Source organism: Pseudocitrobacter sp. 2023LY-00077 (genome assembly GCF_055796175.1).
Genome location: NZ_JBSPEI010000013.1, coordinates 110,218 through 131,859, shown reverse-complemented (window position 1 = coordinate 131,859; position 21,642 = coordinate 110,218). Strand labels below are relative to the sequence as shown.

Here is a 21,642-nt window from a genome sequence, read left to right as displayed (position 1 = left end):
CTTCGGAGAAACGTCGTGAAGCGACTTGCCATTATCACTCTTTGCCTGCTGCTTCAGGCGTGTTCATCCAGCACAAAAGGGCTGGGAAAATCGTTATGGGATAGCCTGTTCGGCACGCCCGGTGTGCATCTCACGGCGGACGATATCCAGAATATGCCCTACGCCAGCCAGTACATTCAGCTCAATAACGGCCCGCAGATTTTTGTGGCGCTGGCTTACTCGGAAAACGGCCAGCACAAGTGGGTGACGCAGGATCAGGCCACGCTGGTCACGCAGCACGGTCGTATCGTCAAGACGCAACTGGCGGGCGATAACCTGCTGGATGTTAACAATCTCGCCAGCGACCCGTTAGCCAAACCTAATCAGGTGGTGGATGGCGCAAGCTGGACGCGCACCATGGGATGGACCGAACACCGCCAGGTGCGCTACGCCACCGCGCACTCCACCTTCCACTGGGGCGAGCGCGAAACGCTGACCTTAGCCGGAAGCGAGACGCCGGTCCGCGTGCTGGAAGAAACGGTGACCACCGACCAAACAAACTGGCGCAACCGCTTCTGGATTGATGACGAAGGCCAGATTCGACAATCAGAACAATACCTTGGGGCGGGCTATTTCCCGGTGAAAACGACCCTGATCAAGGCCGCAAAACAATGAAAAAAATCACGCTCATCGCAGGACTTTTCTGCGCCATCTCGGGTGGCGCTTTCGCAGCAGGTACAGTGGATGTTCATCGTGAAGGCGAGGCAAAAACACTCACGTTGACCAACGCCGATCACCTGGCTGATCTCGTCGCACAACCACGACTCGCCGGAAGCTGGTGGCGCGGCGCGGTGATCGCCGAACAGCAGGCGACTACGGTTGCCGAGCAACAGCATCAGGTATTGCTCGCCGCGTTAAGCCGCGCGGCGATGGAGGCGAGCGGAACCGATGCTGCCGCCATTAACGCCTTACGCCAGCAGCTTCAGGCTATCAAAGTCACGGGGCGACAGTTTGTCTCGCTGGACCCGGATGAGGTTCGCATCGGTGAAGGGAAAAATCCGCCGCTTCAGGGGAAATACAGCCTGTGGGTGGGCAATGAACCCTCGACGATTACGCTTCTCGGTTTGATCAATCGCCCCGGCAAAGTGGCGTTCACGCCCGGTCGCGATATTGCCAGCTATCTCAAAGAGGTTGATCGACTGAGCGGCGGCGAGCGCAGCTACGCGTGGGTGATTTATCCCGATGGCCGTACGCTGAAGGCCCCCATCGCCTACTGGAACCGACGTCATATTGAGCCGATGCCCGGCAGCATCGTGTTTGTTGGCTTTGCCGATTCACTGTGGACGAAGAAATACGATGAACTCAACGTCGCCATTCTTCGCTCCCTGTCGCAGCGGATACCTGATTAATGAAGAAAAAATACCTCTATAGCCTGCTGGCGCTGGGCGTCAGCGCCGCGTGCCATGCCGAAACGTATCCGGCGCCCATTGGCCCTTCGCAGTCTGATTTTGGCGGCGTCGGCCTGCTGCAAACGCCTACCGCTCGAATGGCGCGGGAAGGGGAAATCAGCCTTAACTATCGCGATAACGATCAGTACCGCTACTACTCTGCCTCCGTGCAACTGTTCCCGTGGCTGGAAACGACGCTGCGTTATACCGACGTGCGAACCAAACAATACAGCAGCGTCGATGCCTTCTCGGGCGATCAAACCTATAAAGATAAAGCCTTCGACCTGAAGCTGCGCCTGTGGGAAGAAAGTTACTGGATGCCGCAGGTCTCCGTCGGCGCGCGCGACATCGGCGGTACCGGGCTGTTTGACTCGGAGTATATCGTCGCCAACAAAGCCTGGGGGCCGTTCGATTTCTCCCTCGGAATGGGCTGGGGCTATCTGGGTACCAGCGGCAACGCCACCAACCCGTTCTGCTCTTACAGCGATAAATATTGCCACCGCGACAACAGCTACCGCGAAGCGGGATCGATGGACAGCAGCCAGATGTTTCGCGGCCCGGCGGCGTTTTTTGGCGGGGTAGAATATCAAACGCCCTGGCAACCACTACGCCTGAAGCTGGAGTATGAAGGCAATAACTACCAGCAGGATTTTGCCGGAAAACTGGACCAGAAAAGCAAGTTTAACGTCGGCGCTATTTATCGCGTTGCGGATTGGGCCGACGTTAACCTGAGCTATGAGCGCGGGAATACCGTGATGTTTGGCTTCACCCTGCGCACGAATTTCAACGACCTGCGTCCGTCTTACAACGACAACGCGCGGCCAAAATATCGCCCGCAGCCGCAGGACCCGATTCTGCAACATTCAGTGGTAGCGAACCAGCTCACGTTGCTGAAATATAATGCCGGATTTGCCGACCCGAATATTCAAACTAAAGGCGATACGCTCTACGTCACCGGCGAGCAGGTGAAATATCGCGACTCGCGCGAGGGCATCGATCGGGCGAATCGCATCATCATGAACGATCTGCCGGAAGGCATTCGCACCATCCGCATTACCGAAAATCGCCTCAACATGCCGCAGGTGACCACGGAAACTAACGTCGCCAGCCTGCAACGTCATCTGGAAGGCGAGCCGCTCGGCCACGAAACGCCGCTGGAGCAGAAACGCGTCACGCCGATCGTGCCGGAAACCACCGAGCAGGGCTGGTATATCGACAAATCGAGCTTCGATTTCCATATCGACCCGGTGCTGAGTCAGTCGGTCGGTGGGCCGGAAAGTTTCTACATGTACCAATTGGGCGTGATGGGCACGGCGGACTGGTGGGTGACCGACCACCTGCTAACCAGCGGCAGCCTGTTTGCCAACATCGCCAACAACTACGACAAGTTTAACTACACCAACCCGCCGAGCGACTCGAAACTGCCGCGCGTGCGTACTCACGTGCGTGAATACGTTGAGAATAACGTCTATGTGAACAATCTCCAGGCCAACTATTTCCAGTATCTGGGGAATAATTTCTACGGCCAGGTTTACGGCGGCTATCTGGAAACCATGTTCGGCGGTGCGGGCGTCGAAGCGCTTTATCGCCCGGTGGACAGCAACTGGGCGGTGGGTATCGACGCCAACTACGTGAAACAGCGTGACTGGCGCAGCGCGCAGGACATGATGAAATTCACTGACTACAGCGTGAAGACCGGACATCTCACCGCTTACTGGACGCCGCCGTTTGCTCAGGACGTGCTGGTGAAAGCCAGCGTCGGCCAGTATCTGGCGGGCGATAAGGGCGGCACGCTCGATATCTCTAAACACTTCGACAGCGGCGTGGTGGTCGGTGGCTACGCTACCATCACCAACGTTTCCGGTGATGAATATGGGGAAGGGGAGTTCACTAAAGGCGTGTATGTCTCTGTGCCGCTGGATCTCTTCTCCTCCGGCGCCACCCGCAGCCGTGCCGCGGTGAACTGGGTGCCGTTGACCCGTGATGGCGGCCAGAAGCTGGGGCGCAAGTTTGATTTGTATGGGATTACCAGCGATAAGAGTATGAATTTCAGGTAATCACTTTTGTTGAAAGTGCCAGCCACTGGGGCTGGCACGTCATATCACTAATGCCCGGTAGAGGCATCAGGAATACAGTTTATGCCCGGCTTCCTGTCTGGTATGTAGATGCGATAACACGGTGTTACATGGCTATCAGGATACGCCTGAATCTCGGCAATTTTGGCTGATTGCCCTTTTAGAGGGCTATGAACGTTGCTTGTGGGTAGCGCAGAGGACTCTGAATCTTCATCCAGTCCAACGGCGGAAGCATAAGAGCAGGTCATCAACGTTGATAACATCAGAGTAGTAAAATACCGCTTCATTTTCACCACCTTATCAAACGATTAGAAGAATGTTCCCGCAGGAACATGCATCATTATCTCGCATTAATCAGGTTAAAAAATCACCTAAAAGGGTGATTGTTATTGGTGTGATAAATTGGGTATAAGCAAAAAATGTAGATCCAGATCACATTTCTGCGTTATACAAGAGGCTCAGCCTGCACAGGAGATGCCGCCATGACATCACTCCCCCGTCCACGCGTCGAGTTTATCTCGACGATCTTACAGACTGTCCTCAACCTTGGGCTACTCTGCCTTGGTATGATTCTGGTCATCTTTCTCGGCAAAGAGACGCTGCACTTAGCCGACGTGCTTTTTGCGCCTGAGCGCACCAGCAAATACGAGCTGGTGGAAGGCCTGGTGGTTTATTTTCTCTATTTCGAATTTATCGCACTGATTGTGAAGTACTTTCAGTCCGGTTTTCACTTCCCGCTACGCTACTTCATCTATATCGGGATCACCGCGATTGTGCGCCTGATCATCGTCGATCACACATCGCCGCTTGACGTGTTGATCTACTCCGGGGCGATCCTGTTGCTGGTGATCACCCTGTGGTTGTGTAACTCCAAACGCCTGAAACGGGAATAAAAAAATGGCGCTCCGAAGAGCGCCAAACAACAGTCACAAGTTAAATCGAGGATTGCAGTGGCTTTTCCCGTTTCCGGGAGGGTAGAACGAGGGTATTAACCTTTCACACCGCCTGCCGTCAGGCCATTAACCAGCCAGCGCTGCGCCAGCAGGAACACGACGGTAATCGGAATGGCAGAGAGCACAGCGGCTGCGGCAAAGTCGCCCCACAGATAGTTTTGTGGGTTGAGATATTGCTGCATACCAACGGCCAGGGTGTAGCTGTCCACATCACGCAGCAGCAGTGACGCTACCGGTACTTCGGTGATGGCGGCGATAAACGACAGAATAAATACCACCGCCAGAATCGGTACGGAGAGCGGCAGCAGCACCAGGCGGAAGGCCTGCCACGGGGTTGCGCCATCCAGTGCCGCCGCTTCTTCCAGCGAATTATCGATGGTTTCGAAGTAGCCTTTAATCGTCCAGACGTGCAGCGCGATACCGCCTAAGTAAGCGAAAATCACGCCGCCGTGGGTGTTCAGGCCGATAAACGGAATGTACTGGCCCAGACGGTCAAACAACGCGTACAACGCCACCAGAGACAGCACCGCCGGGAACATCTGGAAAATCAGCATCCCTTTCAGCAGGGTCGCTTTACCCGGGAAACGCATACGGGCAAAGGCGTAAGCACAGGTTGTGGAGAGGGTGACGATGCCAATCGCAGTGATGCCCGCAATTTTCACCGAGTTCCACAACCACAGCAGAACCGGGAAGGGTGGCGGTGTGACGCGGCCATCAGCGTGTTCTACGCTGAAGCCCAACGCCAGCCGCCAGTGCTCCCAGGAGATTTTTTCCGGGATCAGGCTGCCGGTCGCGAAGTTACCTTCGCGCAGTGAAATGGCGATAACCATCAGCAGCGGGAACATGATTGCCGCGATGAAGATCAGGAGTAACAGGTGCGTTGTAAACAAGCGCAGTTTCTGAGATTTCGGTTGTACCATAGCCATTGTCGTTATCTCCCTTAATCAAACTTCATACGCGTGGCTTTCAGGTTCACTATCGCCAGCGCACCGACCAACAGGAAGATAAGCGTGGCAATCGCTGCGGCGAGGCCGAAGTCCTGCCCGCCGCCACCTTCGAAGGCGATACGGTAGGTGTAGCTCACCAGCAGGTCGGTATAACCGGCAGGCGTTGTGGTGCCGAGTCGGTCCGGGCCGCCGTTGGTCAACAACTGAATCAGAACGAAGTTGTTAAAGTTAAAGGCGAAGCTGGCAATCATCAGCGGCGTCAGCGGCTTAATCAGCAGCGGCAGCGTAATCTTGAAGAAGTTCTGGAACGGGCCTGCGCCGTCCATTGCCGAGGCTTCATACAGATCGTCCGGAATCGCTTTCAGTAAGCCCATGCACAGGATCATCATGTACGGGTAACCGAGCCACGTGTTGACGATGATAATCATCGAACGCGCGGTGGTCGGGTCGCTGAACCAGGCCGGTTTGATACCGAACAGTGCGCTCAGCATCATGTTGATTTCACCAAAGCTCTGGTTGAACAGCCCTTTGAAAATCAGAATTGAGATAAACGACGGTACGGCGTAGGGCAGAATCAGCAGCACGCGATAAATTGCTTTGCCTTTCAGGGACTCCCACTGTACCAGGCACGCCAGCACCATGCCGACGGCAACGGTCAGGATGACGGTCAGTACTGAGAAGACAATCGTCCAGATGAAAATCGCGAAGAACGGTTTCTGAATCCCTTCGTCGGTGAAGACGCGGGTGAAGTTATCCCAGCCGATGGTGACGGTATAGCCGGGGCTCAGCTTTTCGCCGGTCAGGTTACCGGCGGCATCGACTGCCTGATAGTAGCCTGCGTCGTTGTTCGGCAGATATTTTACGCCGGTTTGGTTGTTGGTCAGCTCGTCGTTAGCGCCCAGCGTGTAAAGCGCGCGAGTGCCGGAGAACTGACGTAAAGAACTCATCACGACTTTGCTTTCGTCAGGCAGAACGGCGGTTAACTGGTTCAGGGCCTGACGATTTTGGGTGATCACGCGCAGGGCTGCACGCTCACCTTCTGGCAGGGCTTCAGCCTCTTTCAGTGTGATTTTTTGCTCGCCGCCAAATTTAAAGGCGTCGGAGAGGTAATTCTTGCCACTTTCACCGTCGGTCAGCGCCAGTTGCCACTCATCTCCCGCCGGGAAAAGCGTGAAGTTGTAAGACTTACCCGCCTGATAAGAGCGGTCCATCAGAACCTGCTGGGCACGTTCAAAGGTGAGCTGGTTAGTGCTGCTGTAGTTGGTGAAGGCGATGGCGATGGTGCATATCAGCGGGAACAGGACAAACAGCCCCATCCCGGCCATGCCCGGATAAACATAGCGCCAGGCGTACGCTTTACGATTGGCGAAAATATACAGGCCAGCAGAGCTCAAAATCAGCGTCATGATGGCGAACAGGTACTCCCCTTGTGCGTACATTAAAACTACAAGGTAACCCACCAGCAGGCCGAGCAGACCGATCGCTGACCATTTCAGCGTGTCGCTTTGCCACCAATGTTTCTTTTTAATGACATCCATGGGGATCTTCCTCTACAACGGTGAAACTTCCTGGCCGGAGATGTGCCGGATGGCGGCATAAATGCCTTATCCGGCCTACAATCCTCTGTAGGCCTGATAAGCGAAGCGCCATCAGGCACATCGACAGCATTACTTAGTGATACGGCCCTGCGCGTCTTTCAATGCAGCATCGACAGTCTGACGACCGCTTGCGGCGTTCATGACTGCGGTGCGAACGGCATACCAGAAGGCGGACATCTGCGGGATGTTCGGCATGATTTCGCCTTTCTGGGCGTTATCCATGGTGGCCGCGATACGCGGATCTTTCGCCAGCTGATCCTGGTAAGATTTCAGTGCAACGGCGCCCAGCGGTTTGTCCTTGTTCACTTCTTCCAGACCCTGATCGGTCAGCAGATAGTTTTCGAGGAACTCTTTCGCCAGCTCTTTGTTCGGGCTTGCGGCGTTGATACCGGCGCTCAGCACACCGACGAACGGTTTAGACGGCTTGCCTTTGAAGGTCGGCAGCAGCGTTACGCCGTAGTTCACCTTGCTCTTATCGATGTTGGACCATGCCCACGGGCCGTTGATGGTCATCGCGGTATCGCCTTTGTTAAAGGCCGCTTCAGCGATGGAGTAATCGGTATCCGCGTTCATGTGTTTGTTTTTAATCAGGTCAACCAGGAAGGTCAGGCCCGCTTTCGCGCCAGCGTTGTCCACGCCGACATCTTTCACGTCATATTTGCCGTTTTCAAACTTGAACGCATAACCCCCATCGGCGGCGATCAGCGGCCAGGTGAAGTACGGTTCTTGCAGGTTGAACATCAGCGCGCTCTTACCTTTCGCCTTCAGCTCTTTATCCAGCGCAGGAATTTCTTCCCAGGTTTTCGGCGGGTTCGGTACGAGGTCTTTGTTGTAGATCAGGGAGAGCGCTTCAACCGCAATCGGGTACGCGATCAGTTTGCCGTTATAGCGAACGGCGTCCCAGGTAAACGGATAGAGTTTGTCCTGGAAGGCTTTGTCCGGGCTGATTTCAGCCAGCAGGCCAGACTGCGCGTAGCCGCCGAAACGGTCATGCGCCCAGAAGATAATGTCCGGGCCGTCACCGGTTGCCGCAACCTGCGGGAATTTCTCTTCCAGCTTGTCCGGGTGTTCAATGGTGACTTTAATGCCGGTGTCTTTCTCGAATTTCTTACCTACCTCGGCGAGGCCGTTGTAGCCTTTATCGCCGTTGATCCAGATAACCAGTTTTCCTTCTTCGATTTTCGCGAGGGCTGAGGCGGAAAACATCATCGTGGTCAGAGCAGACAGCGCGAGGATGCGAGCGCCAGTTTTAATTTTCATATATCCCGTCCTTTTTGGTGATTTACTCGTGGATACACAGAGGTGGTTTTTACATTGTTGAGTCTCCTTTTTTAGCAACCTCTTTCCATCCTCCCTTCCTCTACGCCCCGGGGGGTGTTTATGTGATCTCTGTTACATAAATCAGAGTTATGAGTCCTGGCGCACATAAAAAACCCCCCGTTTTTGCAGGCCAGCTCACGATTTTCCCTGTAGCCCCTAACCCCCGGTGGCAGAAGGCGTTTTCTCATCCTCCCGCCTCCTCCCCCATAAAAAACAGGGGGGGTGGAGGATTCGCGACAACAAGGGATACCCCATAGTTCAATCCATCTTGAATGTTTCTGTTAGTGACGGGTTGTAACAAGGGAGAAGGCGATGGCAAACGTACAACTGCGAAATGTAACGAAAGCCTGGGGCGACGTGGTGGTATCGAAAGATATCAACCTGGATATCCAGGAAGGGGAGTTCGTGGTGTTTGTTGGGCCGTCGGGCTGTGGCAAATCTACACTGCTTCGCATGATCGCTGGGCTTGAGACGATTACCAGCGGCGACCTCTATATCGGGGAAACCCGGATGAACGAAATCCCGCCTGCGGAACGCGGTGTGGGCATGGTGTTCCAGTCTTATGCGTTGTATCCGCATCTCTCCGTTGCCGAAAACATGTCCTTTGGTCTGAAACTGGCCGGCGCGAAAAAAGAAGTCATTAACCAGCGTGTGAATCAGGTTGCCGAAGTATTGCAGCTGGCGCACCTGTTAGAACGTAAACCGAAAGCGCTTTCCGGTGGTCAGCGTCAGCGTGTGGCGATTGGCCGTACGCTGGTGGCGGAACCTAACGTGTTCCTGCTCGATGAACCGCTTTCCAACCTGGATGCCGCGCTGCGCGTGCAGATGCGTATCGAAATTTCCCGCCTGCACAAACGCCTGGGCCGCACGATGATTTACGTCACCCACGATCAGGTTGAAGCGATGACGCTTGCCGACAAAATCGTGGTGCTGGATGCTGGCCGCGTCGCGCAGGTCGGCAAGCCGCTTGAACTCTATCACTACCCGGCCGACCGCTTCGTTGCGGGCTTTATTGGTTCGCCGAAGATGAACTTCCTGCCGGTAAAAGTCACGGCAACGGCAATTGATCAGGTGCAGGTTGAGCTGCCAAACCGTCAACAGGTCTGGCTGCCGGTAGAAAGTAACAATGTGCAGGTCGGCGCCAATATGTCACTGGGTATTCGTCCTGAACATCTGCTGCCCAGCGACATCGCCGATGTCACCCTGGAAGGCGAAGTCCACGTTGTGGAACAGCTTGGTCACGAAACGCAAATTCATATCCAGATCCCCGCCATCCATCAGAACCTGGTCTATCGCCAGAATGATGTGGTGTTAGTAGAAGAGGGAGCCACATTCGCCATTGGTTTGCCACCAGAGCGCTGCCACCTGTTCCGTGAGGATGGCACCGCATGTCGTCGGTTGCATAAAGAGCCCGGCGTTTGATTCCCATAACAAAGGCACAAAACCCGGCTACAAGGGTTCGTGTTTCAAAGAAAAGCAATGATCTCAGGAGATAGAATGATGATTACTCTGCGCAAACTTCCACTGGCAGTCGCCGTTGCGGCAGGCGTTATGTCTGTTCAGGCGCTGGCAGTAGATTTCCACGGCTACGCTCGTTCCGGTATTGGCTGGACTGGCAGCGGCGGTGAACAACAGTGTTTCCAGGCGACAGGTGCACAAAGTAAGTACCGTCTCGGTAACGAATGTGAAACCTATGCGGAACTGAAGCTGGGCCAGGAAGTCTGGAAAGAAGGTGATAAGAGTTTCTACTTTGACACCAACGTGGCGTACTCCGTTGCTCAACAGAATGACTGGGAAGGTACTGACCCGGCATTCCGTGAAGCTAACGTACAGGGTAAAAACCTGATTGAATGGCTGCCTGGTTCCACCATCTGGGCCGGTAAGCGCTTCTATCAGCGTCATGACGTTCACATGATCGACTTCTACTACTGGGATATTTCTGGTCCTGGTGCGGGTATCGAAAACATCGACCTGGGCTTCGGTAAACTGTCTATGGCAGCGACTCGTTCTCAGGAAGCTGGCGGTTCTTCAACCTTCAGCAGCAACCATATTTATGACACAACTAAAGACACGGCAAACGACGTCTTCGACGTGCGTTTAGCTGGTCTGGAAACTAACCCGGACGGCGTGCTGGAGCTGGGTGCGGACTACGGTCGTGCGAACACCACTGACGATTATCGTCTGGCCGATGGCGCATCGAAAGATGGCTGGATGTTCACTGCTGAACATACTCAGAGCATGCTGAAAGGCTACAACAAATTTGTTGTTCAGTACGCAACTGACGCAATGACCACTCAGGGCAAAGGTATTCCTCAGGGTTCTTACCACGATGCGGGTTCTGAGTTTGATAACCGCAACATCAACAACGACGGCAAAATGTGGCGCATCCTGGATCACGGTGCGATCTCTCTTGGCGACCGTTGGGACCTGATGTATGTCGGTATGTTCCAGAAAACCGATTTGGACAGCAATCTGGGTACCGATTGGTGGACCGTGGGTGTGCGCCCGATGTTCAAATGGACGCCGATCATGAGTACCTTGCTGGAAGTTGGCTACGACAACGTGAAATCTCAGGAAACGGGCGATCGCAACAGCCAGTACAAAATCACCCTGGCGCAACAGTGGCAGGCAGGCGACAGCATCTGGTCTCGTCCGGCTATCCGCGTCTTCGCAACCTACGCGAAGTGGGATGAAAAATGGGGTTACGTGAAAAACAGCAATGGCTCTACCAGCCGTTATGCCATGAGCGACTCCTCCGGTAACGGTCAGATGACTAACAGCCGCGGCGACGATGACGAATTCAGCTTCGGCGCACAGATGGAAATCTGGTGGTAATTGTCGTTTAACCCGATGTAATGCCTGAAAAGAGGGGCGTAAGCCCCTCTCTCTTTACGCGCAGCGCGCTATTGCCTGGCGAGCGCTGAGCTCTGTATCTGAGGTAATAACAATGAAAATGAAGAAAAGTCTCGTCGCCCTCGGCCTCTGCGCAGGTCTTATGGCAAGCGTACCGGCAGTCACCTTTGCCGATGTAAACTACGTGCCGCAGAACACCTCTGCCGCGCCAACCATTCCGACCGCAGCGTTACAGCAACTGACCTGGACGCCGGTGGATCAATCTAAAGTTCAGACCACAACGCTCTCCACGGCTGGCCAGAGCCTGAATGTGCCTGGTATCAGCGGCCCGGTTGCGGCCTACAGCGTGCCCGCCAACATTGGCGAGCTGACGCTCACGCTGAGCAGTGAAGTCAACAAACAAACCAGCGTATTTGCGCCGAACGTCCTGATTCTGGATCAGAACATGACGCCATCAGCGTTCTTCCCGTCAAGCTACTTCACCTATCAGGAACCGGGCGTCATGAGCGCTGACCGTCTTGAAGGCGAAATGCGTCTGACGCCTGCGCTGGGTCAGCAGAAACTGTATGTGCTGGTGTTTACCACCGAACAAGATCTGCAAAAAACCACCAAATTACTGGACCCGGCTAAGTCCTACGCCAAAGGCGTCGGTAACGCGATTCCGGATATCCCGGATCCGATTGCCCGTCATATCACCGATGGCACGCTGAAGCTGAAAGTGAAAACTAATAGCACCTCCAGCGTTCTGGTTGGCCCGCTGTTTGGCTCTTCCGGCCCGGCACCGGTTACCGTCGGTAACACCGCCGCACCGACTTACGCCGCGCCTGCCGCTGTAGCCGCCGCACCTGCGCCAGCACCGGCGAAGAAAAGTGAACCGATGCTGAATGACACTGAATCTTACTTCAACAAAGCCATTAAACAGGCGGTTGCGAGTGGTGATGTGGATAAAGCGTTGAAACTGCTGGATGAAGCTGAGCGCCTCGGCTCCACCTCTGCGAGATCCACCTTTATCAGCTCTGTAAAAGGCAAGGGGTAATCATATCCCCACAGCGCTGATGTTTAGGCTATGCCTTTCGGTGCGCCCCCTGGGGCGCACTTTTTTTCTGTTGTGCGCCATGCTGTTGCATAACTGTTGCGTCGATGATCGTATTTAGCCATTACTGCACTCCCGCCCGCCCCATTCTGCGATACAATAGCCGCACAATATGTACTGGAGAGTCAGGCATGACGCATCCCGCACTGACGCAACTGCGTGCGCTGAACTATTTTGACGCAATCCCCTCGCTCGACGCTGAACAACTCGACTGGCTGCTGCTGGAAGATTCCATGACCAAACGTTTCGAACAATATGGTGTGGTCAGCGTCACACTGATTGACGAAGGGTTTGTCACCCGCGATGCTATAGCGGAAGAGTTACCGTTGTTGTCCGACGAGCAACGCTACTGGCTACGAGAAATATTGCTGTGTGTGGACGGCGAACCCTGGCTTGCCGGGCGCACTGTGGTACCCGAATCGACGCTGAGCGGCCCGGAACTGGCGCTGCAACAGCTTGGCAAGACGCCGCTGGGTCGTTACCTGTTTACGTCTTCCATGCTCACGCGTGATTTTATTGAGATAGGTTGCCATGCAGACCTCTGGGGGCGTCGTTCCCGCCTTCGGTTGAGTGGGAAACCGCTGCTTCTGACCGAGCTGTTTCTGCCTGCATCGCCGTTGTACTAAGAGGAAGAGAAAATGGAGAGGAGTCTGACGCAGAATAAGCTGCTGGCCTTTCATCGCCTGATGCGCACCGACAAGCCGATTGGTGCGCTGCTGCTGCTGTGGCCGACCTTATGGGCGTTATGGGTTGCCGCGCCCGGCGTACCGCCGCTGTGGATTCTGGCGGTATTTGTCGCGGGCGTCTGGCTGATGCGTGCCGCCGGTTGTGTGGTGAATGACTATGCTGACCGCAAATTTGATGGTCATGTAAAACGCACCGCCAATCGCCCGTTACCGAGCGGTGCGGTGACGGAAAAAGAGGCTCGAACCCTGTTTGCCGTGCTGGTGCTGCTGTCGTTCCTGCTGGTGCTGACGCTCAACACCATGACTATTCTGCTTTCGGTCGCCGGGCTGGCGCTGGCGTGGGTTTATCCGTTTATGAAGCGCTATACCCATCTGCCGCAGGTGGTGCTGGGCGCGGCGTTCGGCTGGTCGATCCCCATGGCTTTTGCCGCCGTCAGTGAATCGCTGCCGTTGAGCTGCTGGTTGATGCTGCTGGCGAATATCCTGTGGGCGGTGGCGTACGACACGCAGTATGCGATGGTTGACCGCGACGATGACGTGAAAATCGGCGTGAAATCGACGGCGATTCTGTTTGGTCAGTATGACCGCTTAATTATCGGCATTTTGCAGGTGGGCGTGCTGGCATTAATGGCGGCGATTGGTTATCTGAACGGACTTAACTGGGAATTCTACTGGTCCATCTTGATTGCGGGCGCGCTGTTTGCGTACCAGCAGAAGCTGATCCAACACCGCGAACGCGCAGCCTGTTTCCAGGCGTTTATGAACAATAACTACGTTGGGCTGGTGTTGTTCATTGGTCTGGCGATGAGTTACTGGCACTTCTAAAAATGAAAAAGCCGGATTTTATCCGGCTTTTTTATGGCGGGGGCGCTGCGCTTGCCCGCCCTACAAGCACCGTACCCGTAGGCCTGATAAGCGAAGCGCCATCAGGCGTCTTTCGGCGCCGGTTCTTCGTCCTGCGTCACACTCTCAATCGTCAAACGCACGTCCGGGGTGATGAGGTTCGCCATCATCTGGTAAACCTTCATCGTTTCTTCCGGCTCGGCGTCGCCGCTGTCGCTGATATAGCCTTCATCACGCAGTGTCAGCACCAGCGATGAGAACACCGCTTTATCAAAGAACTCCGGCGAGTTAATACCGTGCAGCACCGACAGACGTTGCGCCACGGTACGGCTCTCTTTCTCCAGCGTACTACGGTTCATCGATGGGTTGGCGCTCAGCAGCCAGAACGTAATGGCATACCGTTGCAGCGTTTCACGCGCACCGGCGGCCAGCAGTTGCAGGGTGCGGGAGTGGGACGGATTAATATGCAGCTCATCGCCCTGACGGGTGATCAGCGCCTGGCGTTCCATCTCGTCAACCAGCGTATCAATCACTGACGCCAGCTCTGCTTTTTCCCAGCGCAGGAACAGCTCGGCCTTCAGCATCGGGTAGATCACCTCAACCATATTCTGCACATCCGCGCGCGAAACATGGCGATGCTGGGTCATGATGGTTGCCAGCAGCGACGGCATGATCAGCATATGGGCGATGTTGTTGCGGTAGTAAGTCATCAGCACCGCCTGCTCGCGCGGCAGAATGATGATATCGCCGATAGTGTCTTTCTCGACTTCGAACTTGTTCATCTGCAGCGCGTGGTCGATAAGCTCGCTGGCCGTCACGTTTGGCGTGGTGGCATCCGGCGAATACGGCGCATTGCGCAGCAGCGACAGGTAACAGTCTAACTGTTGAGTTAACTGCTCGCGGGTCAGAGAACGCTGACGAGACGCCAGCAGCGCGGTACAGCACAGGTTCATGGCGTTCGCCGCACCTGCGTTGTTAATGCGCACCATCAGTTCGGCGGCGATACCGTTCACCGTTGGCGTCAGCCAGGCCGGACGAATGGCTTCGATAGGATCGATAGATTCGCGCCACTCCGGTACGTGATGGTTCAGGTAGTTCATCAGCGGAATCGGCTCGCCGAAGTTCACATAGCCCTGGCCCAGGTTGCGCAGCTTGCTCAAGCCCTTGAGCATCTGCGGCAGGCTCTCTTTCTCTTTGGTCGCACCGCGCAGCTCTTTCGCGTACGTGCCCACTTCCATCACGTGCTCGTAACCGATGTAAATCGGCACCAGTGTGATAGGACGCGTACCGCCGCGCAGCATCGCCTGAATGGTCATCGACAGGGTGCCGGTTTTCGGGTCCAGCAAGCGGCCAGTACGGGAACGCCCGCCTTCCACAAAGTATTCAACGGAATAACCCCGGCTGAACAGCTCGCCGAGATATTCGCGGAACACGGTGGAGTAGAGTTTGTTGCCCTTAAAGGTACGGCGAATAAAAAACGCGCCCAGGCGACGGAAAATCGGGCCGGCTGGCCAGAAATTCAGGTTGATACCGGCAGCAATGTGCGGCGGCACCAGCCCCTGGTGATAGAGCACGTAGGAGAGCAGCAGGTAGTCCATATGGCTACGGTGGCACGGCACATACACAATCTCGTGGCCGTCGTGCGCCAGCTGGCGAACGCGCTCGGCGTTGTGCACGTTGATACCCTGATAGAGACGGTTCCAGGTGAAGCCGAGAATGCGGTCCGTCAGGCGAATCATCTCGTAGGAGAAGTTGGCGGCAATCTCTTCCATCAGCGCGATGGCGTTTTGCTGCGCTTTTTCATGAGAGATTTTTTTGCTGCGCGCTTCATCTTCAACGGCTTTGGCAATCGCACGGGAGGCGAGCAGCTTGTTGAAGAGATCCTGACGCGCTGGCAGACGCGGGCCGACTGCGGCCAGACGCTGGCGAGCGAAGTGCATACGCGCCACGCGCGCCAGTTTTTGCGCGATAATTTTATCGGTACCGTGTTCATCGGCCATGCGGCGCAACGAGACGGACGGCGAGAAACGCACAAAGCTGTCGCGGCCGAGCCAGGAGACGGCGAAGAATTTCTGGATGCCGTTCAGCATGCGCAGCGGCGGGTTCACCTCGCCTTTCTCACGCCCTGGACGACGACCAAACATCACCGACACCGGCACCATCTGCACGTCCAGATTCGGATTGCTGCGATGCAGATCGAGATAGTCGTGGAACAGCTTGATAGACTCTTCTTTCGGCGTGTAATAGGTGAACACGCGCGGGCCGCCATGGATAAACACATAGCGGGGCAGTAAGGTGCCGTCGATCTCCAGCGGCTCAAGCGGGTCTGGGAGATCGTGCGCCAGGCACTGGGCGCGCAAGGTCAGTAAGTCGGCCTTAGAGTTATAAGGCAGGACGTACATGATCGGGCGCGACGTATCGAGCCCCAATTCCTGGGCAGGCTCTGCCGGAATAGACTTGCTTTTTACCAGTATGCTTAATGGTAAATTCAGTAATTTGTAGTAAATTCGTGGCCAACCGGACATAAACGATGTAAAGCCTCTGGTTAATCATGCAAATGCGCGGCAAGAATATCAGAAAGTCAGCAGGATTTCTGTTCTACCGCCGATAACAGCTACTGTCATTGATGCGTATAACGCTAAAAGGTTCTATTTGATGGCCAATAATACCACTGGACTCACCCGAATTATCAAAGCGGCTGGTTATTCCTGGAAAGGTTTTCGCGCGGCGTGGGTAAACGAAGCCGCGTTCCGCCAGGAAGGGGTCGCCTCGGTTGTGGCCATTATCATCGCTTGCTGGCTGGACGTTGACGCCATTACCCGCGTCTTGCTGATAAGCTCCGTCCTTCTGGTGATGATAGTGGAAATTCTCAATAGTGCGCTGGAAGCGGTAGTTGACCGCATTGGTTCTGAATATCACGAACTCTCCGGGCGGGCGAAAGATATGGGTTCTGCGGCGGTATTGCTGGCGATTTTCGTCGCGGTGATGACCTGGGGCGTGCTGCTGTGGTCGCATTTCCACTGAGGCTCGCATAATCTGCGAAAACTCCTGTATTTTGTGTGTTTTGCGGTTCCAAAATAGCCGTTAACTGTATATACTCACAGCATAACTGTATATACACCCAGGGGGCGGAATGAAAGCGTTAACGACCAGGCAGCAAGAGGTGTTTGATCTCATCCGGGATCACATCAGCCAAACGGGCATGCCGCCAACGCGTGCGGAAATTGCTCAGCGCCTGGGGTTCCGTTCCCCGAATGCGGCGGAAGAGCATCTGAAAGCACTGGCGCGTAAAGGCGTCATTGAAATTGTTTCTGGCGCCTCGCGCGGCATTCGTCTGCTGGTGGAAGAAGAAACCGGCCTGCCGCTGATTGGCCGCGTTGCCGCCGGTGAGCCGCTGCTGGCACAGCAGCACATTGAAGGTCACTATCAGGTCGATCCTTCACTGTTCAAACCAAACGCTGACTTCCTGCTGCGGGTTAGCGGCATGTCGATGAAAGATATCGGCATTATGGACGGCGACCTGCTCGCGGTGCACAAAACCCAGGACGTGCGTAACGGTCAGGTGGTTGTTGCGCGTATCGACGAAGAAGTGACGGTAAAACGCCTGAAAAAACAGGGCAACGTCGTTGAACTGTTGCCGGAAAACAGCGAGTTTTCCCCGATTGTCGTCGATCTTAGCCGTCAGAACTTCTCCATTGAAGGGCTGGCCGTTGGCGTGATCCGCAACGGCGAATGGCTGTAATCCTCTCCCGATAACAACGGCGCATCATGCGCCGTTGTTCGTTCTCTTTTCTGTTCAGGTTCCTAACCATGTCGCTCTTCACGGCTGCCGACAAGGCATTATGGCGTCTCGCCCTCCCCATGATTTTCTCCAATATCACGGTTCCCTTACTGGGGCTGGTGGATACGGCGGTGATTGGTCATCTGGATAGCGCGGTCTATCTCGGCGGCGTGGCGATTGGCGCAACGGCAACCAGCTTCCTGTTTATGCTGCTGCTCTTTTTACGTATGAGTACCACCGGCTTAACTGCGCAGGCCTTCGGCGCGAAAGATCCCCTTCGGCTTGCCCGTGCGCTGGTGCAACCGCTGCTGCTGGCGCTGGGGGCAGGGTTACTTATCGTACTGTTCAAAGGTCCGCTGATTAATCTGGCACTCACCGTTGTCGGCGGCAGCGATACGGTGCTGGAGCAGGCGCGGCGCTTCCTTGAAATTCGCTGGTTAAGCGCGCCCGCCTCGCTGGCCAACCTGGTGTTGCTGGGCTGGTTGCTCGGCGTTCAGTACGCGCGTGCACCGGTAATTTTGCTGATCGTCGGCAACGTCCTGAACATCGTTCTCGATCTGTGGCTGGTGATGGGCCTGCATATGAACGTGCAGGGGGCGGCGCTGGCGACGGTGATTGCCGAATATGCCACGATGTTCATTGGCCTGCTGATGGCGCGTAAGGTGCTGGTGCTACGCGGTATTACATCTGAAATGCTGAAGACGGCCTGGCGCGGAAATATGCGCAGCCTGCTGGCGCTCAATCGCGACATTATGCTGCGCTCGTTACTGCTTCAGCTCTGCTTTGGCGCATTAACCGTATTTGGCGCGCGGCTGGGCAGCGATGTGGTGGCGGTCAATGCGGTACTGATGACCATGCTCACCTTCACCGCCTACGCGCTGGATGGCTTTGCCTATGCCGTGGAAGCGCACTCCGGGCAGGCTTATGGCGCGCGTGATGATAGCCAGTTACAGCAGGTCTGGCGCGCGGCCTGCCGACAGGCAGGCATTGTGGCGCTGGCGTTTGCGCTGGTGTACGCCCTGGCAGGCAGGCATATCGTGGCAATGTTGACGTCACTGCCGTCGTTGCAGCAGCTTGCCGATCGCTATGTGCTCTGGCAGGCAGTCTTGCCGGTAATCGGTGTCTGGTGTTATCTGCTGGATGGCATGTTTATTGGTGCGACACGGGGTGCGGAAATGCGTAACAGTATGGCCGTGGCTGCCGCCGGGTTCGCCTTAACGCTGCTGACGGTGCCGGTATTAGGCAACCATGGTTTATGGCTGGCACTGGCGGTATTCCTTGCGCTGCGTGGCCTGTCGCTGGCGGTTATCTGGCGTCGTCACTGGCAAAAAGGCACCTGGTTTTCGCCGCAGACATAACGGCGTGGATGGTTAAAGATTCTGAATAGTGAATCGTCGGCGATATCCTCATCTACACTTATTATCACGTTCAGCAGAAATGAACGCCGAAGGACGAAGTGATATCTCATCCATGATCGAATGATAAGGAGCTGATGATGAACAAAGACGAACTCAGCGGTAACTGGAAACAGTTCAAAGGTAAAGCGAAAGAGAAATGGGGCAAACTGACCGACGATGACATGACCGTTATCGAAGGTAAACGCGATCAGCTGGTCGGTAAAATCCAGGAACGTTATGGATATGCCAAAGATCAGGCTGAGAAAGAAGTCAGCGATTGGGAAACCCGTAACGATTACCGTTGGTAATCTCGCTGATGCGTAACGCTTAACTCCCCTCAATAAGCGTTTCTACCCGCTGGTACAAGGATGTGCCAACCCTCGAATTACCGTGCCTTTTTCTTGATCTGAATCGTGTGGTCGTGGTGGCAATGTTCTTGTGAACTGCATGCCTCTACTTCCACACATTCTGCGCACAGACCGTGTGCTTCAATCACATTATGACGTAGCGCAAAGCCCATGCGTGCCGCGACCATATGCATAATATCTTCCACGCCTTCCGCACACTCTTCCTTCACCACGCCGCAGCGATCGCAGATAAACATTGCCGACGTATGCGTAGGTTGATCAAAAAGATGGCACAGCACGTAGCTGTTGGTGGATTCCACCTTATGCACAAACCCTTGCTCGAGTAAGAATTCCAGCGCGCGATAAACGGTAGGCGGCTTGGCCTGCGGCTCTTTCACGCGTAACAGATCGAGAAGATCGTACGCGCTGATGGCACCCTGTTGCAGGCTCAACAGACGTAGCACTTCCAGACGCTGTGGAGTCAGGCGCACGCCGCGCTGCGCACACAGCTTTTCAGCCTGCGCCAACATATCTTGCGAAGTGGTCTTATCCATTTTGCGTCCTCGCGCTACGGGGGAAATAGACCTCTACTTTACCATGTTATGGCAAAAACACCGAGTGCCTGAATAATCGCCTACCTGAGGTAAATCCTAAACATCGCCATTTCTTGCCGACAACGCGAGAAAAGCTGGGAAGCGCTTTTGACCTCATCTATAAATAAAGCTGACGTTAATCATAATTATAAATTGCCAATAATCCTGACATATCCTGTGTTTTTTCCTCTTAATTCAACGCATTCACAGCAATAGTTCACCCTTATGCTTCATGGGTATGGGGCGTATTCACCTGCAAATGAACGGAATAACTGTGAAAAAAAACATTAGAAACACGATTCTCCCGCTTACGGCATCTTTGTTTATGGCAAATCAGGCGCATGCCGCCAACACCTGGTCAGAAGCGCGAAATGATGCGATGGGGGGCACCGGCGTGGCGTCGGCAAATTACGGGAGTGGCGTGCTGATTAACCCCGCGCTGTTGGCGAAAGCCAAACCGGACGATGACATTACGGTGATTCTTCCTGCCGTGGGTGCGCAAATTACCGATAAAGACAATCTTCAGGATGAAATCGACGAGATTAATGACAAAGTTAATAACTATCGCGGCGTACTTAATGACCTAACTTTGCAGGATATTCTGCTCGACCCACAGGGTACGTTAGGGCAGTTTCAGGGCGCGGCAGGCGATCTGGCCAGCGAGCTGGATTATCTGAAGGGCAAAACCGCGCGCGCCAGCGGAGGGGCAGGGATTGCCGTCAGCATTCCAAACGACGTGCTGTCGGTGGCGTTTGTCACCAAAGCCTATGCCCACGGGCGGGTGAGTTCCGCTATCGATCAAGGTGATATTGATTACCTGAGAGAAATTGAGGGCAGCCAGACGACGGCGATTACTGAGGCCGGAAAAGCCGTGGTGGGGGGCTCGGATGAAATCACCAAACACCTTAATTCAACAGCTTCAGGGCGCGTGGCGATTGTCTCTGACTACGGCGTCGCGGTGGCGCGGCAATTTGAGCTGGGCGATGTGCCCGTTTCGGTCGGCATCACGCCAAAGCTGCAAAAAACCTGGCTCTATAACTACACCACCTCTATCTACAACTATGACAGCAGCGACTGGAACAGCAGCCGCTACCGCAACGATGATACCGGCTTTAACGTCGATGCCGGTATTGCGGCTGACTTTGGCGAGAACTGGACGGTGGGCGTGAGCGGGCAAAACCTGATCTCCCGGGATATCGACACCAAAGATGTCTTTATCACCAATGGTGAAACGGGCGTGACGACCAACTATAAAGACACCTACCAGATCCGCCCGCTGGTGACCGCTGGGGTGGCGTGGCATAACGATTTGGTGACGGTGAGTGCCGATGGCGATTTGACCGAAACAAAAGGGTTTAAAAGCGAGGATAACTCGCAGTATGTTGGCGTCGGGGCGGAAGTTCGCCCACTCGACTGGCTCGCCGTGCGCGCCGGTTATCGTGCGGACGTGAAGAATAATGACAGTAATGTCTTCACCGGCGGTGTGGGTTTCGCGCCGTTTAACCGCGTGCATGTCGATCTGATGGGGCTGGTTGGTGAAGATGAAACCTGGGGGGCTGGCGCGCAGTTAAGCGTCACGTTCTGAGCCTTTTGCCGGATGCGCTACGCTTATCCGGCCTACCCGGTAGATGCCCCCGTAGGCCCGGCAAGCGCAGCGCCCCGGGCAGCCAGCCGCACCTTAGCCACCGTAGGCCCGGCAAGCTCAGCGCCCCGGGCTATTCACCGCACC

The 21,642-nt window shown here is 55.1% G+C and carries 20 protein-coding genes; 14 read left to right on the top strand and 6 right to left on the bottom strand.

The window, feature by feature from the left end; all coding sequences use genetic code 11:
• The first annotated feature begins 15 nt into the window (after positions 1 to 15).
• The 3 genes from ACWWFX_RS17415 to ACWWFX_RS17405 are packed head-to-tail and all read left to right on the top strand — an operon-like array spanning position 16 to position 3,484.
• Complete coding sequence (locus tag ACWWFX_RS17415) at positions 16 to 654, top strand: YjbF family lipoprotein (protein ID WP_473224370.1); 639 nt, start codon at positions 16 to 18, stop codon at positions 652 to 654.
• Positions 651 to 1,388 (top strand): capsule biosynthesis GfcC family protein, encoded by a 738-nt coding sequence (locus ACWWFX_RS17410; RefSeq protein WP_473224369.1) that lies wholly within the window; start codon positions 651 to 653, stop codon positions 1,386 to 1,388. The genes ACWWFX_RS17415 and ACWWFX_RS17410 overlap by 4 nt, the downstream gene beginning before the upstream one ends.
• Positions 1,388 to 3,484: a YjbH domain-containing protein gene (locus ACWWFX_RS17405; protein WP_473224368.1), complete on the top strand. Its 2,097-nt coding sequence runs from the start codon at positions 1,388 to 1,390 to the stop codon at positions 3,482 to 3,484. The genes ACWWFX_RS17410 and ACWWFX_RS17405 overlap by 1 nt, the downstream gene beginning before the upstream one ends.
• A 47-nt stretch (positions 3,485 to 3,531) precedes the next feature.
• On the opposite strand, the gene ACWWFX_RS17400 is transcribed toward ACWWFX_RS17405, so the two are convergent.
• A complete protein-coding gene (locus tag ACWWFX_RS17400; RefSeq protein WP_442961933.1) occupies positions 3,532 to 3,789 on the bottom strand; it encodes a hypothetical protein in 258 nt (85 codons plus the stop codon).
• Positions 3,790 to 3,984: 195 nt separating this feature from the next.
• Between ACWWFX_RS17400 and psiE the strand changes: the two genes are divergently transcribed.
• Positions 3,985 to 4,395 (top strand): phosphate-starvation-inducible protein PsiE, encoded by a 411-nt coding sequence (gene psiE, locus ACWWFX_RS17395; protein WP_015966341.1) that lies wholly within the window; start codon positions 3,985 to 3,987, stop codon positions 4,393 to 4,395.
• A gap of 95 nt (positions 4,396 to 4,490) precedes the next feature.
• On the opposite strand, the gene malG is transcribed toward psiE, so the two are convergent.
• The 3 genes from malG to malE form a co-directional block, all read right to left on the bottom strand.
• On the bottom strand, positions 4,491 to 5,381 hold the full coding sequence (malG, locus tag ACWWFX_RS17390; protein ID WP_015966340.1) for a maltose ABC transporter permease MalG: 891 nt from the start codon (positions 5,379 to 5,381) through the stop codon (positions 4,491 to 4,493).
• 14 nt (positions 5,382 to 5,395) lie between these two features.
• Positions 5,396 to 6,940, bottom strand: a complete 1,545-nt coding sequence (gene malF / locus ACWWFX_RS17385) for a maltose ABC transporter permease MalF (protein WP_473224367.1) — start codon at positions 6,938 to 6,940, stop codon at positions 5,396 to 5,398.
• A gap of 129 nt (positions 6,941 to 7,069) precedes the next feature.
• Entirely contained in the window at positions 7,070 to 8,260 is a 1,191-nt protein-coding gene (gene malE / locus ACWWFX_RS17380) for a maltose/maltodextrin ABC transporter substrate-binding protein MalE (protein WP_473224366.1), read from the bottom strand.
• Between the two features lie 372 nt (positions 8,261 to 8,632).
• Here malE and malK point away from each other — a divergent pair, with 372 nt between their 5' ends.
• From malK to ubiA, 5 genes are all read left to right on the top strand, one after another.
• Complete coding sequence (gene malK / locus ACWWFX_RS17375; protein ID WP_015966337.1) at positions 8,633 to 9,742, top strand: maltose/maltodextrin ABC transporter ATP-binding protein MalK; 1,110 nt, start codon at positions 8,633 to 8,635, stop codon at positions 9,740 to 9,742.
• 75 nt (positions 9,743 to 9,817) lie between these two features.
• Positions 9,818 to 11,155 (top strand): maltoporin, encoded by a 1,338-nt coding sequence (locus ACWWFX_RS17370; RefSeq protein WP_276222166.1) that lies wholly within the window; start codon positions 9,818 to 9,820, stop codon positions 11,153 to 11,155.
• Between the two features lie 112 nt (positions 11,156 to 11,267).
• Positions 11,268 to 12,209 carry a maltose operon protein MalM gene (malM, locus tag ACWWFX_RS17365; protein WP_473224365.1) on the top strand — a complete coding sequence of 314 codons (942 nt, stop codon included), beginning with the start codon at positions 11,268 to 11,270 and terminating at the stop codon, positions 12,207 to 12,209.
• Between the two features lie 188 nt (positions 12,210 to 12,397).
• Entirely contained in the window at positions 12,398 to 12,892 is a 495-nt protein-coding gene (gene ubiC, locus ACWWFX_RS17360) for a chorismate lyase (RefSeq protein WP_473224364.1), read from the top strand.
• A 12-nt stretch (positions 12,893 to 12,904) separates the two neighbouring features.
• On the top strand, positions 12,905 to 13,777 hold the full coding sequence (gene ubiA, locus ACWWFX_RS17355; protein WP_276222162.1) for a 4-hydroxybenzoate octaprenyltransferase: 873 nt from the start codon (positions 12,905 to 12,907) through the stop codon (positions 13,775 to 13,777).
• A 101-nt stretch (positions 13,778 to 13,878) separates the two neighbouring features.
• Here the strand turns inward: ubiA and plsB are convergent, their stop codons facing one another.
• On the bottom strand, positions 13,879 to 16,320 hold the full coding sequence (plsB, locus tag ACWWFX_RS17350) for a glycerol-3-phosphate 1-O-acyltransferase PlsB (RefSeq protein WP_276222160.1): 2,442 nt from the start codon (positions 16,318 to 16,320) through the stop codon (positions 13,879 to 13,881).
• A gap of 130 nt (positions 16,321 to 16,450) precedes the next feature.
• On the opposite strand from plsB, the gene ACWWFX_RS17345 reads away from it, so the two are divergent.
• The 4 genes from ACWWFX_RS17345 (at position 16,451) to ACWWFX_RS17330 (ending at position 19,281) form a co-directional block, all read left to right on the top strand.
• The gene (locus tag ACWWFX_RS17345) at positions 16,451 to 16,819 is read left to right on the top strand and encodes a diacylglycerol kinase (RefSeq protein WP_276222158.1); all 369 of its coding nucleotides are present in this window, start codon (positions 16,451 to 16,453) and stop codon (positions 16,817 to 16,819) included.
• Between the two features lie 109 nt (positions 16,820 to 16,928).
• Complete coding sequence (lexA, locus tag ACWWFX_RS17340; protein ID WP_473224363.1) at positions 16,929 to 17,537, top strand: transcriptional repressor LexA; 609 nt, start codon at positions 16,929 to 16,931, stop codon at positions 17,535 to 17,537.
• Positions 17,538 to 17,605: 68 nt separating this feature from the next.
• Complete coding sequence (dinF, locus tag ACWWFX_RS17335) at positions 17,606 to 18,934, top strand: MATE family efflux transporter DinF (protein WP_473224362.1); 1,329 nt, start codon at positions 17,606 to 17,608, stop codon at positions 18,932 to 18,934.
• A gap of 137 nt (positions 18,935 to 19,071) precedes the next feature.
• Entirely contained in the window at positions 19,072 to 19,281 is a 210-nt protein-coding gene (locus ACWWFX_RS17330; protein WP_276222241.1) for a CsbD family protein, read from the top strand.
• A 77-nt stretch (positions 19,282 to 19,358) separates the two neighbouring features.
• Here the strand turns inward: ACWWFX_RS17330 and zur are convergent, their stop codons facing one another.
• Entirely contained in the window at positions 19,359 to 19,874 is a 516-nt protein-coding gene (zur, locus tag ACWWFX_RS17325) for a zinc uptake transcriptional repressor Zur (RefSeq protein ID WP_108476012.1), read from the bottom strand.
• Positions 19,875 to 20,172: 298 nt separating this feature from the next.
• Between zur and ACWWFX_RS17320 the strand changes: the two genes are divergently transcribed.
• The gene (locus tag ACWWFX_RS17320) at positions 20,173 to 21,498 is read left to right on the top strand and encodes a conjugal transfer protein TraF (protein ID WP_473224361.1); all 1,326 of its coding nucleotides are present in this window, start codon (positions 20,173 to 20,175) and stop codon (positions 21,496 to 21,498) included.
• Positions 21,499 to 21,642 lie beyond the last annotated feature (144 nt).